This is a genomic window from Marinomonas ushuaiensis DSM 15871 (assembly GCF_000521805.1).
Classification (GTDB): Bacteria; Pseudomonadota; Gammaproteobacteria; order Pseudomonadales; family Marinomonadaceae; genus Marinomonas; species Marinomonas ushuaiensis.
Genome location: NZ_JAMB01000003.1, coordinates 224,596 through 240,863, shown reverse-complemented (window position 1 = coordinate 240,863; position 16,268 = coordinate 224,596). Strand labels below are relative to the sequence as shown.

Annotated in this window: 13 protein-coding genes; 6 read left to right on the top strand and 7 right to left on the bottom strand. The window is 40.9% G+C overall.

Features of this window, described 5'->3' with window-relative positions:
* Nucleotides 1-43: 43 nt before the first annotated feature.
* From MUS1_RS05785 to nadC, 4 genes are all read right to left on the bottom strand, one after another.
* Nucleotides 44-412: a hypothetical protein gene (locus MUS1_RS05785; RefSeq protein WP_036160156.1), complete on the bottom strand. Its 369-nt coding sequence runs from the start codon at nt 410-412 to the stop codon at nt 44-46.
* 95 nt (nt 413-507) lie between these two features.
* Nucleotides 508-2,607, bottom strand: a complete 2,100-nt coding sequence (gene pta / locus MUS1_RS05780; protein ID WP_036160057.1) for a phosphate acetyltransferase — start codon at nt 2,605-2,607, stop codon at nt 508-510.
* A 46-nt stretch (nt 2,608-2,653) separates the two neighbouring features.
* Complete coding sequence (locus MUS1_RS05775; RefSeq protein ID WP_036160055.1) at nt 2,654-3,850, bottom strand: acetate/propionate family kinase; 1,197 nt, start codon at nt 3,848-3,850, stop codon at nt 2,654-2,656.
* The gene (gene nadC, locus MUS1_RS05770) at nt 3,847-4,701 is read right to left on the bottom strand and encodes a carboxylating nicotinate-nucleotide diphosphorylase (protein WP_036160053.1); all 855 of its coding nucleotides are present in this window, start codon (nt 4,699-4,701) and stop codon (nt 3,847-3,849) included. The genes MUS1_RS05775 and nadC overlap by 4 nt, the downstream gene beginning before the upstream one ends.
* 889 nt (nt 4,702-5,590) lie before the next feature.
* Between nadC and aceE the strand changes: the two genes are divergently transcribed.
* The 3 genes from aceE to MUS1_RS05755 all read left to right on the top strand — a co-directional run bounded on the left by aceE (nt 5,591) and on the right by MUS1_RS05755 (nt 11,995).
* Entirely contained in the window at nt 5,591-8,257 is a 2,667-nt protein-coding gene (gene aceE, locus MUS1_RS05765; protein WP_036160051.1) for a pyruvate dehydrogenase (acetyl-transferring), homodimeric type, read from the top strand.
* Nucleotides 8,258-8,346: 89 nt separating this feature from the next.
* Nucleotides 8,347-10,275: a dihydrolipoyllysine-residue acetyltransferase gene (aceF, locus tag MUS1_RS05760; RefSeq protein ID WP_036160049.1), complete on the top strand. Its 1,929-nt coding sequence runs from the start codon at nt 8,347-8,349 to the stop codon at nt 10,273-10,275.
* A gap of 253 nt (nt 10,276-10,528) precedes the next feature.
* The gene (locus tag MUS1_RS05755; protein ID WP_036160047.1) at nt 10,529-11,995 is read left to right on the top strand and encodes an anion permease; all 1,467 of its coding nucleotides are present in this window, start codon (nt 10,529-10,531) and stop codon (nt 11,993-11,995) included.
* A gap of 246 nt (nt 11,996-12,241) precedes the next feature.
* Here the strand turns inward: MUS1_RS05755 and csrA are convergent, their stop codons facing one another.
* The gene (gene csrA / locus MUS1_RS05750; RefSeq protein WP_036160045.1) at nt 12,242-12,427 is read right to left on the bottom strand and encodes a carbon storage regulator CsrA; all 186 of its coding nucleotides are present in this window, start codon (nt 12,425-12,427) and stop codon (nt 12,242-12,244) included.
* 135 nt (nt 12,428-12,562) lie between these two features.
* The gene (locus MUS1_RS05745; protein ID WP_036160043.1) at nt 12,563-13,204 is read right to left on the bottom strand and encodes a LexA family protein; all 642 of its coding nucleotides are present in this window, start codon (nt 13,202-13,204) and stop codon (nt 12,563-12,565) included.
* 84 nt (nt 13,205-13,288) lie between these two features.
* On the opposite strand from MUS1_RS05745, the gene MUS1_RS05740 reads away from it, so the two are divergent.
* Entirely contained in the window at nt 13,289-13,498 is a 210-nt protein-coding gene (locus MUS1_RS05740) for a helix-turn-helix domain-containing protein (RefSeq protein WP_036160041.1), read from the top strand.
* Between the two features lie 103 nt (nt 13,499-13,601).
* Complete coding sequence (locus MUS1_RS05735) at nt 13,602-14,156, top strand: YaeQ family protein (RefSeq protein ID WP_036160039.1); 555 nt, start codon at nt 13,602-13,604, stop codon at nt 14,154-14,156.
* Nucleotides 14,157-14,215: 59 nt separating this feature from the next.
* Here MUS1_RS05735 and MUS1_RS05730 read toward each other — a convergent pair whose 3' ends face one another.
* Complete coding sequence (locus tag MUS1_RS05730; protein WP_036160037.1) at nt 14,216-14,959, bottom strand: dienelactone hydrolase family protein; 744 nt, start codon at nt 14,957-14,959, stop codon at nt 14,216-14,218.
* A 100-nt stretch (nt 14,960-15,059) separates the two neighbouring features.
* Between MUS1_RS05730 and MUS1_RS05725 the strand changes: the two genes are divergently transcribed.
* Nucleotides 15,060-16,154: a tRNA-queuosine alpha-mannosyltransferase domain-containing protein gene (locus MUS1_RS05725; protein ID WP_036160035.1), complete on the top strand. Its 1,095-nt coding sequence runs from the start codon at nt 15,060-15,062 to the stop codon at nt 16,152-16,154.
* The last annotated feature ends 114 nt before the right edge of the window (nt 16,155-16,268 follow it).

The following is a 16,268-nucleotide window of genomic DNA, read 5'->3' as shown; positions in this document are numbered from 1 at the left end:
TATTAGCATCCTGCCAATGGATTCACATATTCTAAATATGATGTTAAACGATTTGATCTAGATAGTCACCTGTCGGTGTTTTTTCTTCGTAATTTGTTTTTATGTCTTTTTTATTGGTATGGGAGAGTAGAGAAAGATCATCAATAAATTCTTCCTCTAGCTCTTCTAAAAGCTTGTTGTATTTACTTGTTTTGACGTCGTCTGTTTTCTTTTGTTTTCGTTGAGAAAGTGCTTGTCCTTGCTCGGATAAGGTTACTATATGATCGCTAGAGGCTTTTGCATTGCGTGCATTAAGAGCAGTCATACTGATATCTTCATCTGAGCGTAAATCAAATGGAACATAGCCAGGCTGGGTTGTATTTGCCGGCGTATGGTTTGATAGTGCAATGGTATGAGGGAGGCTGCCTGACATAATAACCACCGAATGAATGATTGTTTTTAGATAGTAATAGCCATTAAGCAATATGTCCAATGTGGGTATTAACAACACCCACATTGGCTTGCATCTTATATGTTTTCTTTTTGCCCTGCTTGAATGGCTGTGATGGCGATTGTATAGACGATATCATCGACTAATGCGCCACGAGACAAGTCGTTTACAGGCTTGCGAATTCCTTGCAGCATAGGGCCTATACTTACAACATCTGCGCTTCGTTGCACTGCTTTGTAAGTTGTATTACCTGTATTTAAATCTGGGAAAATAAAGACAGTCGCTTTACCTGCAACCTTACTATTAGGCGCTTTTTGCTTGGCAACTTTTTCCATAATAGCGGCATCGTATTGCAATGGGCCATCAATCAAAAGGTCAGGGCGAAGCTTTTGAGCAATAGTTGTTGCCTCGCGCACTTTATCAACGTCATTACCAATACCTGAACCTCCAGTGCTGTAACTAATCATGGCAACTTTAGGGGTAATGCCAAAAGCAGTTGCTGAGTCTGCACTTTGAATGGCAATTTCTGCAAGCTGTTCAGCGGTTGGGTCTGGATTGATTGCGCAGTCACCGTATACCAATACCTGATCCGGTAAGCACATAAAGAAAACAGATGATACTAAACTTGCATTCGGAGATGTTTTGATCAGTTGTAGTGCAGGGCGGATCGTGTTTGCAGTAGTGTGAATAGCACCAGAAACCAGCCCGTCAACATCACCAACTTGCAGCATCATTGTGCCTAACACAACGTTATCTTCTAATTGATCACGAGCCACAATATCAGTTAAACCCTTACTTTTTCGAAGTTCAACCATAGGTGCAACATAGCGTTCTCGAATGCTAACTGGGTTGATGATTTCGACACCGTGATTTAATTCAATACCATTATTTTGAGCAATACGCAGAATTTCAGTTTCATTGCCTAATAAAGTACAACGAGCAATACCTCGTTCAGAGCAAATAGACGCTGCTTGAATCGTACGAACATCTTCACCTTCGGGTAAAATAATACGTTTATTAAGAGAGCGAGCTAGCTCAATTAAACGGAATCGGAATGCTGGTGGAGAGAGTTTTCGTTCATCCTGATTCATGGCAAATGAATTAATCCAGTCATGATCAATGCATCGAGCAATGTGCTCTTTCACCATAAGAACGCGCTCTTTATCATCTAGAGGTATTTCTTGGTTGAAAGACTGCATGTTAATGACAGTTTCCCAGCTGTTTGATTCAACCGACAGAACAGGTAGGCCTTTGGCCATTGCTTTACCGCAAAGAGTCATTAAGGGTTCGCTTGGTTGATATCCACCTGTTAAAACAAGAGCTGCAATTTTAATGTCATTCAGTGCAGCTATAGCGGTTGCCATGATTACGTCAGTACGATCACCTGGAGTAAATACTAATACGCCAGGGCGTAAGGCTTCTAACATGTTTTCAACGCCACGAGCACATAATGTGTAAGATTGCACACGGCGTGTGTCAATTTCTCCAGCGTTGATGATGCGAGCATTTAAAAAATCAGCCACATCCTTAACTCGAGGGTAGGTTAGTTCATCAGCGGCTGGTATTTGACCAAGTAAGCTGAAATTGCGTTTAAAAATGCCACGTTGAGCAAAAAGATCACCGTAAGATTTGACGCCTAAGGAGCCAGGGGTGGTTTTATTTAAAATACAACCAATGACATCTGCTGCTTTAATTCCACCATAAGACCCTGCTGCGATTTCAACATGATGCTCTAGTTCGTTCACGCGCATATTATTGGGCGCGGTGACTAAAACGAGGCCTGCATCAAGTGTTCTTGCAATGGCTTTATTAAGTCTGGTTGCATAAGGGTGACCTGCTATTTGAGCTAAACCTTCTACGATAACGGTTGAATCAGGCTCAACGCTAGCTTGGAAGCGACCAACAATTTCTTCCATCAATTCATCGATGTTGTCATTGTAAAGGTAGCGTTCAGCTTCATGTAAAGGGATCGGCTCAGCAGGTGTCAATGTAGATCCTTGAGCGACCATGGCTGTTGATTTGTCAGGTCCTTTGTCGCCAGGTTGAGGCTGAGCGATTGGTTTAAAGAAACTGGCCTTTAATCCTTGCTGTTCTAGCGCTCGAACTAAGCCGACTGACACGGATGTTAAACCAACGCCTGGTCCAGTAGGGACGGTCATGAGTACATTAATTGACATATTTTATAAATCCTAAATTAGTCCGTTATAGGTTTTGCAACTTCGATTAATGTTGAATTAAGCTAATGGTATCTAGTGCGATCATAAGCTCTTCATTTGTTGGAATAATCCAAACGTTCGTATTGCTGATATTTGCGCTAATGTTTGATGTTTCGCCACGAGGTGCATTTATATTTGATGTTGCATCTATATGTATATTCAGCGCTTTTAAATGATTGCAAATAACCTGACGTAAATATTGAGAGTTTTCTCCGATACCACCAGTAAAAACTAAATGATCAATACTATCTAGTGTTGTTGATACGCTTGCTAGGTGTTTTGCCGTGCGGGCAGCAAACATATCAAGTGCTAGTTTCGCTCTCTGATCACCTGACGCCATGGCTTCTTCTAGAGTTCGGCAATCATTTGAAATTTCAGAAACGCCTAGTAAACCGCTTTTTTTGTTTAAGATATCAAGTGCTTCATCGGCTGAAATATTTTCTGCCTGGCTAATGAAAGAAATTAAGCTTGGGTCTAGGCTGCCAGAGCGGGTGCCCATCATAAGTCCTTCTAATGGTGTGATTCCCATGCTAGTGTCAGATGATTGGCCTTTATTAATGGCGCAAGTGCTTGCACCGTTACCTAAATGAGCAACAAGAACGCCTTGTTGCTCACTTCCTTTAGAGATTGTCGCTAATTGTTTGCTTATAAATCGGTAGCTGGTGCCATGAAAACCGTATTTACGAAAGTTATGGTCTCTGTAGAGACTCATTGGAATTGGATACAGGAATTGCTCTGGAGCAAGAGTTTGGTGAAATGCTGTATCAAAAATAGCAGCTTGCGGTAATCCAGGGAAAAGCTCGAAAGCGACCTCTATTCCTTTTATGTGAGCAGGGTTATGAAGTGGAGCAAAGCGAGCACAGCTCTTTATGCCTTCAAGTACATCTTGATTGATTAAAACCGACTTAGTAAAAGTTTCGCCACCATGTACAACTCTATGACCGATACCAACTAAAGATTTTTCTATAGACGGGTGGGAGTTTAGCCAGTGTTTAATTTGATCAACGGCGTTTTTGTGATTGCCATCATTAAGTGCAATTTCTTGCTTTTTACCTTCGTGCTTAAATGTAATGCTGCTTTCGATTGAGTCAAGCCCAAGTCTGTCAGCAATGCCTTCAACAAGTATTTTTTGTCCGTCATTGGCTAATATGGCAAATTTTAAAGAGGAGCTTCCGCAATTAATGACTAAAATACTATCTTTCATGACAATTCCTGAGTTACGCGCAAAGACAGGTCTATTGCTTGAATGTGTTTTGTCAAAGCACCAATAGAAACAAAATCTACGCCAGTTCTAGCAACGTTTAAAAGGTGCTCATTGGTCATGTTACCGGATGCTTCAAATTTTACTTGTCCTTTAAAGTCTGACACAGCTTTCGCCATATCGTCATAAGAAAAATTATCTAGCATAATAATGTCAGCACCCGCTTTAACAGCCATAGCGACTTCGGCTAGATTTTCTGTTTCAACTTCTATTGTTTTGCCAGGGGCAATGTTTTGAGCTATTGAAATGGCATTGGCTATCGAACCTGCAGCCATTATGTGATTTTCTTTTATTAAAAATGCGTCATATAGGCCCATGCGATGATTTTTTCCACCACCAATCGTGACTGCATATTTTTGAGCTTGGCGCATGCCGGGTAGTGTTTTTCGTGTATCGAGAATGGTTAGTTGAGTATCCGCTACAATTTGGCTGTATTGGCGAGTAATGGTAGCGGTATAAGATAGCGTTTGTAAAAAATTCAAAGCGACCCTTTCACCCGTTAAAATAGCTCTAGCATTGCCTTTGATTGTCAAAAATGGACGGTTGGCCTCTAAAAGATCACCTTCATTATTGTGCCAGTTAAGAATGACTTGACCTCCTAACTGAGAAAAGACTTCATTAACCCAAGCTTGCCCACACAAGACAGCCTGTTCACGACTAATAACTGTTGCTGTGATTTCTTGGTCAATAGGTATTAATTGGGCCGTGATATCTCCAGAGCCGACATCCTCATCTAATGCAAAAGTCACTTGTGATTTAATGTGCTCGATTAAAAGAGCGCTCAAAGATGTCATGTACTATCCTATTTTCTACACAATAAAATTGCTATTGTAGCGTTATATTAATAGTTAGTCAGTGTTGTTTTTTACAAGTTAATTGATTTTCATTGCGCTTACAGGGCTTTTGAATTTTGGACTTCGATTGGGCGCAGTAAAAAAATTACAACTTTGATTCTTCAATATTTGAGGTGATTCGGGTATTTTTGAGCATAAAATGATGTTTTAAATATTTGATATGGTGTGCTTTTTCACTCTTATAATTTATACGATTTGCTCTTTTTTTAATGGATCTCACTGTATTTCAATGTAAGTACGTAGTTTTTTTACTCAGTTTTAGATAGGATTCACGGCGTTTAGACGTTTTCGGATTGTGTAATTCACTCCAAACTTAAAGGGTGTGGCTATGCGATTCATTGATTAGGTGTTAATCTTACGCCCGAAATGGAAGTCCCTTAGGTAAAAATAAACCTTATTTTTTGTAAGTGTTTTGTAAGAAACGCTTAGCAAAGTGGAATCAACGAAATATTTTTTTTTGATTTTTTGAAAAATATAGAAAGAAACAGTTTTGAATTTTTATGTGCAATTTAGTTACTCTAATTGTATGTGGAAACTTAATGTTGGGTTTGATGAACCAAACCCAAATTGGAAGCGAGCTGACTAAACAAGTTAGTGGTCGATGCAGTGGAAAGAATATAAAAACAACAAGAATTACCATTGGAACGGATAAAACGACGCTTTAAAAATGAATAGTTGTAGGGTGTCGTTTTATCCTAGGTCGGCTGGAATTCATATTGCTATGCATGTGGGTTTCAGTGGTTCGTTTAAGTAGCCTCCAAGGCTAAAATACACATGAAAATCCTTGGATGGTTAAGTATCTGTTCTAATAGCGGGAGTTATTAACACGATGACTGAGCAGCATATTCTCGAAGACATTGATCCAATTGAAACCAAAGAGTGGGTCGATGCGCTTGAGTCTGTCCTTCGCGAAGAAGGTCCTGATCGCGCGCAATACATCTTAGATCGATTATCAAATGAAGCTTCTAAAGCTGGCACATCAATGCCTTCGTCTATCACGACGGCATATCGGAATACAATTGCTCCTGAAAATGAGAAGCCATTGCCGGGTGATGTATTTATGGAGCGTCGTATACGTTCTATAATTCGCTGGAACGCATTGGCTATGGTAATGAAGGCAAACCGTGTTGATTCAACACTTGGTGGTCACATTACAAGCTTCTCTTCTGCAGCAACGCTTTATGATATCGGCTTCAACCACTTTTTCCGTGGTAATGACGGTAAACAACAAGCTGATATGGTCTTTTTCCAAGGTCATATTTCTCCAGGTATTTACGCTCGCTCATATATTGAAGGTCGTTTAACCGATGAGCAGCTAGATAATTTCCGTCGTGAAGTTGATGGCAAAGGTATCTCATCTTATCCTCACCCTTGGTTGATGCCTGACTACTGGCAGTTCCCAACGGTATCTATGGGTCTTGGACCATTACAAGCTATTTATCAAGCTCATGTAATGAAGTACCAGCATAGTCGTGGTCTTATTGATCAAGGCGACCGTAAGGTATGGGCGTTCTTAGGTGATGGTGAGTGTGACGAGCCTGAATCTTTAGGCGCAATCGCTCTTGCTGGACGTGAAAACCTAGATAACCTTATTTTCGTGATCAACTGTAACCTGCAGCGTCTTGACGGCCCTGTTCGTGGTAACAGTAAAATTGTTCAAGAACTTGAAGGTGTATTCCGTGGCGCTGGCTGGAATGTAGTCAAGTGTCTATGGGGTCGTCATTGGGATCCTCTTTTCGCGAAAGATCACAACGGTTTGCTTGTTAAGCGTATGAATGAGGTTTGCGATGGCGAGCTTCAGAACTACAAAGCAAATGGTGGCGCTTATACTCGTGAACATTTCTTCGGCAAATATCCAGAATTGCTAGAAATGGTTAAAGACATGACTGACGATGAGATTATGAATCTTAATCGCGGTGGCCATGATCCTTATAAAGTTTACGCGGCGTATTCCGAAGCAACTTCTCATAAAGGTCAACCGACTGTTATCTTGGCGCAAACCGTTAAAGGTTACGGCATGTTTAAGGCGGCTGAAGCGCAAAATACTGCGCACCAAACTAAGAAGTTAGATGAAGAGTCTCTTGCTCAGTTCCGTGATAAATTCGGTATTCCTATTAGCGATGAAGAGCTAAAAGACTTACCGTATTACAAGCCGGCTGAAGACAGTCCAGAAATGCAATACATGCGTTCTCGTCGTAAAGAATTGCATGGTGCTTTCCCTATTCGTAACCACGATTGTGAAGCGCTTGAGGTTCCTTCATTGGAAGCTTTTAAAGCCCAGATCGCAGGAACGAAAGGACGTGAAATCTCTACTACTATGGCGTTCGTGCGTGCATTGAATGTTATGGTAAAAGATAAGAATATTGGTGAGCGAGTTGTACCAATTGTTGCGGATGAAGCTCGCACATTCGGTATGGAAGGTATGTTCCGTCAGCTTGGTATTTACTCTTCTGAAGGTCAGCGTTACACGCCTCATGACCATACTCAGATTATGTATTACAAAGAGTCTTCTGATGGCCAAATCCTCCAAGAAGGTATCAATGAACCAGGTGCGTTTTCTGCATGGTTAGCATTGGCTACGTCTTATGCAAACAGCGCTCTTCCAATGATCCCTGTTTACATCTACTACTCAATGTTCGGTTTCCAACGTATTGGTGACTTAGCTTGGGCTGCAGGTGATTCTCAAGCTCGTGGTTTCTTGATTGGTGCTACAGCAGGCCGTACTACGCTAAATGGCGAAGGCTTGCAGCATGAAGATGGGCATTCCCATATTCAAGCAGGACTTATCCCTAACTGTGTATCTTATGATCCGACTTACTCTTACGAAGTGGCTGTTATTGTTCAAGATGGCTTGCGTCGTATGTACAAGGATAAAGAGAGTGTTTTCTATTACCTAACGGTAATGAATGAAAACTACACTCATGAAGATATGCCTGAAGGTGTTGAAGATGGCATTCTGAAAGGAATGTACAAGCTTAAATCTCATCAGAAGAAAACCAACAAGAAACAAGTTCAATTGCTTGGTTCTGGCGTTATTCTTCGTGAAGTTGAAGCAGCTGCAGAGATTCTCTTTAACGACTACGGTGTGAATTCTGATATTTGGAGTATTACATCATTCAATGAATTACGTCGTGAAGGTCTTGATGCAAGTCGTTGGAGTATGCTTCACCCAGAAGAAGAAGCTCGTCAGTCTTATGTCGAATCTTGCTTAGACGGCAAAGGTCCTGTAATTGCATCTACCGATCATATTAAATTGTTCGCAGATCAAATTCGTCCATTCGTAAAAGGTACTTATAACGTACTTGGCACCGATGGTTTTGGCCGCAGTGATACTCGAGCTCAATTACGTCACTTCTTCGAAGTTAACCGTTATTGGGTTGTGGTTTCTGCCTTGAATGCGCTGGCGAAAGACGGTGTGATCGATGCATCTGTAGTTAGTGGGGCGATTGCTAAGTTTGGTTTAGATCCTGAGAAACCAAATCCGGTAACTTGCTAATTACCCAACAAGCTAGGTATTTGGCTTAGGGTTTCCTGAGCCAAATGAGTTTTTAAGTTTGATGCGTCTATACAACAAAGGAGATTTCTGTGAGTACTGAAATCATTCGAGTACCAGATATTGGTGGTGCGACTGATGTCGAAGTTATCGAGATCAGCATTAAGGTTGGCGACATTATTGAAGTTGACCAATCTGTTATTGTTCTAGAAACGGATAAAGCTTCCATGGATGTTCCATCTTCTATGGCAGGTAAAGTAAAAAGCATATCTGTTAAAGAAGGTGACAAGGTTTCTGAAGGTGACGAAGTTCTTGTCATCGAAGTAGAAGGTGTTGAAGCTTCCGCTCCTGAAGCGGTAAAAGAAACATCAGCAGCAGCTCCGGCTCCAGCTGCAGCACCTGTAGCGGCCAAATCTTCTAGCGAAGCAAAAGTTTCTGTGCCTGATATTGGTGGCGCGACGGATGTTGAAGTTATTGAAATTTGTGTGTCAGAAGGCGATATGGTTGAAGAGGGTGACTCTATAATCGTATTGGAAACTGATAAAGCTTCAATGGATATACCTTCTCCATTTACAGGTAAGATAGGAAAAATTTCTATCAAAGTCGGCGATACTGTTTCTGAGGGTGCAGACATCCTTATGATAACAACGGAATCGTCTGAAACGCCTGCATCAACAGAAGCCACTGCACCAGTTGAATCGGCTGCTCCAGCAGCCGAGTCTACTGCGACACCAGTTTCTGGTGGTGTTGAGTCTGTTAATGTTCCTGACATTGGTGGTGCTGAAGGCGTAGAAGTTATCGAAGTGGCTGTTGCTGCTGGCGATAAGGTGAAAGAGGGCGATTCTATTATCGTTCTTGAAACTGATAAAGCTTCTATGGAAATTCCTGCGCCTAAGTCTGGAACAGTGAAATCTGTTTCGATTAATGTCGGTGATAAAGTTTCTGAAGGTCATCCTGTTCTTGAGCTTGAAGTTGAAGGCTCTGTTGCCGTAGCGGCACCTGTTGCTGAAAAAGCGGCACCAACAGCTTCTGCAGCGCCTCAAGCAAGTGTTGCGAAAGCCGCGGCGCCAGTTGATCAGTCGGCAGTATTGTCTACTCCGTCAACAAAAGTTCATGCTGGGCCTGCAGTTCGTATGCTTGCTCGTGAGCTAGGTGTTGGTCTTACTCTTGTTCGTGCTACTGGTCCTCGTGGCCGTATTACGAAAGAAGATTTGCATGCTTATGTTAAAGCAGCTGTTCAAAAAGCAGAATCGACATCGTCAGGTGTTGGTACTACTGGCGGCGCTGGTTTACCAACGGTTCCAGATCAAGATTTTAGCAAATTCGGTGATATCGAAGTTGTTAAAATGAGTAAGATTCAGCGACTAACTGCTCAAAACATGGTTCGCAACGCACTAGTTGTGCCTCAAGTTACGCAGTTTGATAAAGCAGATATCACAGATCTTGAAGCATTCCGTAAAGGCTTGAAGGGTGAAATGGAGAAGCAAGGTGTTAAAATGACACCACTGCCATTCCTAATCAAAGCTGTTGCACAAGCAATGGTTGCCAACCCTAGCTTTAATGTGTCTCTAATGGCAGATGGCGAAAGCTATGTCCAGAAAGGCTATGTACACATTGGTATTGCAGTGGATTCACCAATTGGTTTGGTTGTTCCTGTATTGCGTGATGTTGATAAGAAGTCTGTCGTTCAGATTGCTAAAGAAGCAAATGAATTAATTAAGAAAGCGCTTGATAAGCAACTTAAGCCTATCGATATGCAAGGTGGTTGCTTCACTATTTCTAGCTTGGGTGCAATTGGTGGTACAGGATTTACTCCTATCGTTAATTGTCCTGAAGTGGGTATTCTTGGTGTTTCTAAAGCAGACATTGAGCCGCGCTGGAATGGTAAAGAGTTTGAGCCTCGTACAATGTTGCCATTGTGCTTGTCTTATGACCACAGAGCTGTAAATGGTGGTGATGCAGGTCGTTTTATGACGTACTTAAACTCATTGCTAAGTGATGTGCGTCGTTTGTCTCTTTAATGAGTTGACTTGATCCATATTGTTAGTCTAAAAAGCCGCTTTTTATAGCGGCTTTTTTTTATGTCCTATGTTCTGAAATAGTCTAAATCTTAGGTGGTTATTGTTGTTGATAATAACAAGCATAACCTGACAGCTCGCCCTCTCTTATTTGTATGATGTGCATCAGCTTTTACTATACTGCAGTGAGCTACTATTAAAGCTAGCGTTTTTTGATGTTTTTAATATACGATTTTCTGTAATGTAAGGTGCCGAAATGAAAACTACTGACATTCGAGTTGTTCCCGGACTCATTTCTGTTTTTATAATTCTATTGTTCTGGTTTGTCATCCCTAATCCCGAAGGCGTAACATCAAATGCATGGCATTTATTGGCATTATTTATTGGTACTGTTGTTGCCATTATTGGTAAAGCTATGCCAATTGGTGCAATTGCCATTTTGGCAATTACCTTAGTTGCACTGACTGGTGTCACCAGTGACAGTTCATCTGGTGCAATCAAAGACGCTTTGAGCGGTTTTTCCAATTCATTGATTTGGTTGATTGGTGTCGCAATTATTATTTCACGGGGATTGGCGAAAACAGGCCTGGGGAATCGGGTAGGGTATTATTTTATTTCTTTATTCGGTCGAAAAACTATTGGTATTGGTTATGCTTTAGCGCTTTCTGAATTGGTTATCGCTCCTGTAACACCAAGTAATACAGCTCGTGGTGGTGGTATTATTCATCCTATTATGAAGTCTATTGCTACCAGTTTTGGTTCTTCTCCAGAAGAAGGTACATCTCGTAAAATAGGCCACTATCTTGCACTAGTGAATTACCATATCAATCCAATTACATCTGCGATGTTTATTACAGCAACGGCACCTAACCCTTTAATCGTGAAGCTTATTGCCGACGCTACCGGTTCGAGTATTAGTATTACATGGGGTACTTGGGCGCTTGCTGCGCTTTTGCCTGGTTTGGTTTGTATTGCCCTTGTACCTTTGGTTGTTTATGCAGTCTATCCGCCAGAAATTAAAAATACGCCAGATGCTAAAGGCTATGCAGAGTCAAAACTCGCTGAAATGGGGCCAATGGCATACGGTGAAAAGGTGATGATTGGTGTTTTTGCTCTTTTACTTGTTCTTTGGGCTGGTGTGCCAGCCATGATATTTGGTGCTGCTTATGCGGTTAATACAACCGCTGTTGCTTTTTTAGGTTTGTCGGTTTTATTGGTGAGTGGGGTTTTGAGCTGGGAGGATGTACTTAAAGAAAAGTCTGCTTGGGATACTGTTGTTTGGTTTTCTGCATTAGTGATGATGGCAACTTTTTTAAACGAGTTGGGTTTAGTTGCTTGGTTTTCGGGTGTCGTTGAAAGCAATATTGAACAATTAGGATTTAATTGGGCTGTTTCTGTCATCATTTTGGTTGGGGTCTATTTTTATGCTCATTACTTTTTTGCCAGTACAACAGCACATATTACAGCAATGTTTGCGGCTTTTTATGCCGCTGGTTTAGCGTTAGGTGCACCACCTTTATATCTTGGTTTATTACTCGCTGGCGCTTCTTCTTTAATGATGTCACTAACACACTATGCAACAGGAACGTCACCAATTATTTTTGGGTCAGGGTATGTTTCTATGGAAAATTGGTGGGTGATGGGGTTTATTATGAGTGTCGTCAATTTAAGTGTTTGGGGTGTTGTTGGCGGACTTTGGTGGAAGGTTCTCGGGTACTGGTAGATATTCCTATAAATTATCGAGATGTTATAAGTGGTTTTTAGGTGAATGCGAATCAGCACTAAGGCTTGCTAAGGTAAACTTTAATGCTGATTTTTTGATAAGGCGAAAATAACGCGAAGCTGGATCGACTAAACCATCTCAGATCCGACTAGCTAAAATTGACCTACTCAATCGAGAGAGAAACTTTTGTAAATTCTATACAAAAGGTTGTGCTTTAATTTCTAGACCTAAAGATGCTCTTTTTTATTAAGGCTTTGACTCTGTAGCATCGCCTTCTTTAATACGGTTGTAAATCTCTTCGCGATGGACGGCAACCTCTTTAGGGGCTTTTATGCCTATACGAACTTGGCTACCTTTAACGTCTAATATTGTGACTTCCGTATCGTCTCCGATATTGATGGTTTCTCCTATGCGTCGTGTAATGACTAACATAATTCACTCCTTTGATTGTTGTTGACACATAATGATTACAGTTTTATTTGTTTATTGTCAATTATTAAGTTGTAGTTATATAACTTTTTCATATAAGGCGTAAAGGTAGTATTTAGGCAGGCTTTTGTAAATAGCTTAAAGAAGAAGTCTTGCTTCTTTTACAATTCCTATAAAGGAAAAGTTGTCTGTCATTTCAATTGGGCGATAACTAGAATTTAAAGAGGCAAGGTAAATAAGACCAGTATCTATAACCAGTTTTTTAAATGCCACTTCATTTCTGTCTTTCATTCGTACGATAACCATATCACCGTTGTGTGCGGTTTGTTGTGGTTCGACGAGTATTAGGTGCTTCTCAGAAATACTTATACCTGAAGTGGACATCATACTGTCTCCTGAAACAGTCAACCAAAAAGCATCTTGCGATGTTCCGCTTGAAACTTCTAACCATTCTTCTTGGCTATTAAAGTCATTAGCTTTAGACCAATCAATGCTTTGAATGTCTCTGATAACAGGGCGTTTGTTGAAGTGACCTTGATAAGCAATGTTATCAAGGTATGATGATGCGTTTTCTCTTACTTCACCAATATAACCCAGTTGTAACCATTCAGGGGTGCATTTAAGTTCTTTTGCAAGGTTTAGGAGCTTTCGAGGGTTTTGAGTTCCTCCATCTTCGATTTTTTGTAACGACTGTTGCGAAATACCGACACGCTTCGCTAACTCTGCTTGAGTCAGTCCTAATTCAGCTCTTTTTTCTTTAACGCGATCGGCAATTGTCATGAGCCGATAATTACAACTTTATCTGTATTTGACAAACAATAAAAACTGTCATTATATACAATAAAAATTGTTAATGGAGGTGGTATGTCAGCAATTGAGAAAGCCGTTAAAATTGTAGGAAGTCAAACAGCACTTGCTCAGATTTTAGGAGTAAAGCAAGCTCATGTATGGAATTGGCTTCATATTCATAAACGTTCTCCTGCCAAGTATATTCGGCGAATTTCATCCGCGACTAAAGGGCAGGTTACAGAAAGTGATTTGTTGCAAGATCATGAAACTTCTATTGATCATTAAAACAGTTTTTAGATAAACACATAGTATGTATTTTTTACTGTATAATTCGTCGCGAATTTTATTGTCCTTTTCTTAAATTTAATAAGTGTAGTAAGTGACTCCAATGGCGACTAAAGCAACTGTTTACAAAGCATCGGTACAAGTATCCGATATGGATCGAAACCATTATCAAAGCTATGACTTAACCTTGGCGTTACATCCTTCTGAAACAGAAGAGCGCATGATGGTGCGTTTGGCCGTGTTTGCTTTGTTGGCTGATGAAAAAGAAGGTGGCGAGCAACTTAGTTTCACAAAAGGCATTAGCACAGAAGATGAGCCCGATCTGTGGCAAAAAAACTATTCTGATGAAGTGTTACTTTGGATTGAGTTAGGGCAGCCAGATGAAAAGCGTTTACGTAAAGCCTGTGGTCGCGCTCATAATGTGGTGGTGGTTAATTATAATGACAAGTCCGATATTTGGTGGGATCAGAATAAAAGTAAAACCAGTCGTTTTAATAATCTGCGTGTCTTGCAGTTTCCAGAATCACAGGTACAAGCCTTAGCTAAAATCTGTACTCGTTCTATGCAGCTTAACGTCACAATACAAGACGGTGAAATGTGGATTTCGGGTGAGCTGGGTGAATGCGCCATGACGCCAATGTGGCGAGGCGAGCAATAAGCTCGCGTCACCTTATTAGACTGACACTGTTTTCTTAGATTAAAACTGCTTTTGAATTGTTAGGCTAAACGAAGGGTGCGCTGAAAGAAGGCAACCGCTTTGTTGTAGCATTCTAAAGCGAGGGCAGGATCATATCGATTGCCTTCGTCGCGCATAAAGGCATGTTGACCGTTGAATTCATGCCAAGTGAATGAACGGTCCGTGTCGATCAATTGTTGGTAAATTTTCTGACGACCTTGCGTTGAAACGTGCGGGTCTTGTTTGCCCCACACCATCGTAATTTCACCTTCAATCTCATTGGTTCGAGTGAAAGAGTCATTGCCTTCATCACAAGGAATCGTGTTTGAATGAATGTCTGTGGCGTATAAGCAGAAAGCGCCTTGAATACAAGGATTCAACGCAGCTCGATAAGCCAAATGACCGCCAAGGCAAACGCCCATAGAGCCAAACTGTCCAGTGCAATAATCTTCCTGTTCGAAATAACTGATCATCGCAACTGTGTCGCTGTCATGCGCTTCTAGTGTTTTAGTGAATTTATCTGCGTTGCCTTTGTCTTTACCTTCATCGTCATAACCCAATACGGTACCGATTGGATTTAGTTCATGAAAGACTTCAGGAACAATTACCACAAAACCATGGCCCGCCATGATTGCAGCAGAACGAGCAATGGGGGCCGTCTGTTGAAATATTTCAGAATAAAAGAAAATACAAGGAAAGCGACCTTCAGCTTGAGGACGATAAACAGTACAGCGCATGGTGCCTGTTGGCGTGTTAATATCTTGATCGTGATGTTGGATGATCATAGTAAACCTTTAATAATTCTGAATTTTTCACCATGATATTCGACCCGCGAGCCAGCGACAATAAAGCAAATAAAAATTAAGGCAAAAAGGAAACGGGAACGTGCGAATTTTGTTGATTAGCGCCTATGAAGCGAGCAGCCACAAAGCGTGGGCGAACACCTTAATGAATGGTTTGAATCAGCACCGTTGGGAATACTTATCTTTGCCCGCACGTCATTTTGCATGGCGAATCCGTGGGAATGCGATGAGTTTTGCTTTTGATCCTAAATTTAAAAGCGCATTAGAAAAGCCTTACGATCTTGTTATTGCGACATCAATGACGGACTGTGTTGGTTTAAAAGCGTTTTGTCCTGATTTGCAAAACATTCCTTGGTTGCTGTACTTCCATGAGAACCAGTTTGCTTATCCAGCCAGTGATAAGCAGCAAGGTTTGATAGAAATGCAAATGGTCACTTTATACAGTGCTTTGGCCGCAGACTTATGTGTGTTTAACAGTCGATTCAATCAAGATTCATTCTTTGATGGTGCACGGGCGTTATTAAAAAAACTGCCTGACTATGTATCGCCAGATTGGCTTATCAATACAGAAGCAAAATCTAAAATACTGCCTGTCCCACTAGATTCAATGGAACAGCAAAATAGAATTGAAAAATCCGGTACTGATAGCGTTAAGTTGGTTTGGTCGGCCCGTTGGGAGTTCGACAAAGGGCCAGATCGACTATTGGCTATTTTAGAAGAGTTAGAAGCGCGTTCGATAGCGTATGAAATTGCGATTCTTGGAGAGCAATTTCGCTCGATTCCAAAAGAATTCGAACAAATTAAAACGCAGTATTTTCATCGTATTAGACAATTTGGTTTTGCCGAAAACAGAGAGGACTATTTAGCGTTTCTTGGTTCATCAGATCTTGTTTTATCTACGGCGTTACACGAATTTCAAGGTCTTGCAGTGTTAGAAGCGGTTGCTCTTGGGTGTGTTCCTGTTTTACCGAATCGCCAAGTTTACCCAGAACTATTTGGTGACGAGTATTTATATCAAAGTGATATTAGTAATCCAAAGCAAGAAGCCAAATACGCCGTAGATCTCATTCAAAAACTGATTGAAAATAAAACACCAGCACCACAAGTGAATCAATATCAATCGGACCTGTTACTTTCCAACTATGAAGTATTGATTCAAAGGGTGGTGGGTCATTAACTAACGTCGGCTGTTTTAAGATAAATCGTTTTTAGGATGAACTGTAATTTTTAAAATTCTCTAACGTCTAATAAACATATTGCTGTTTTGTGATCTTAATTCAATGAGTAAACA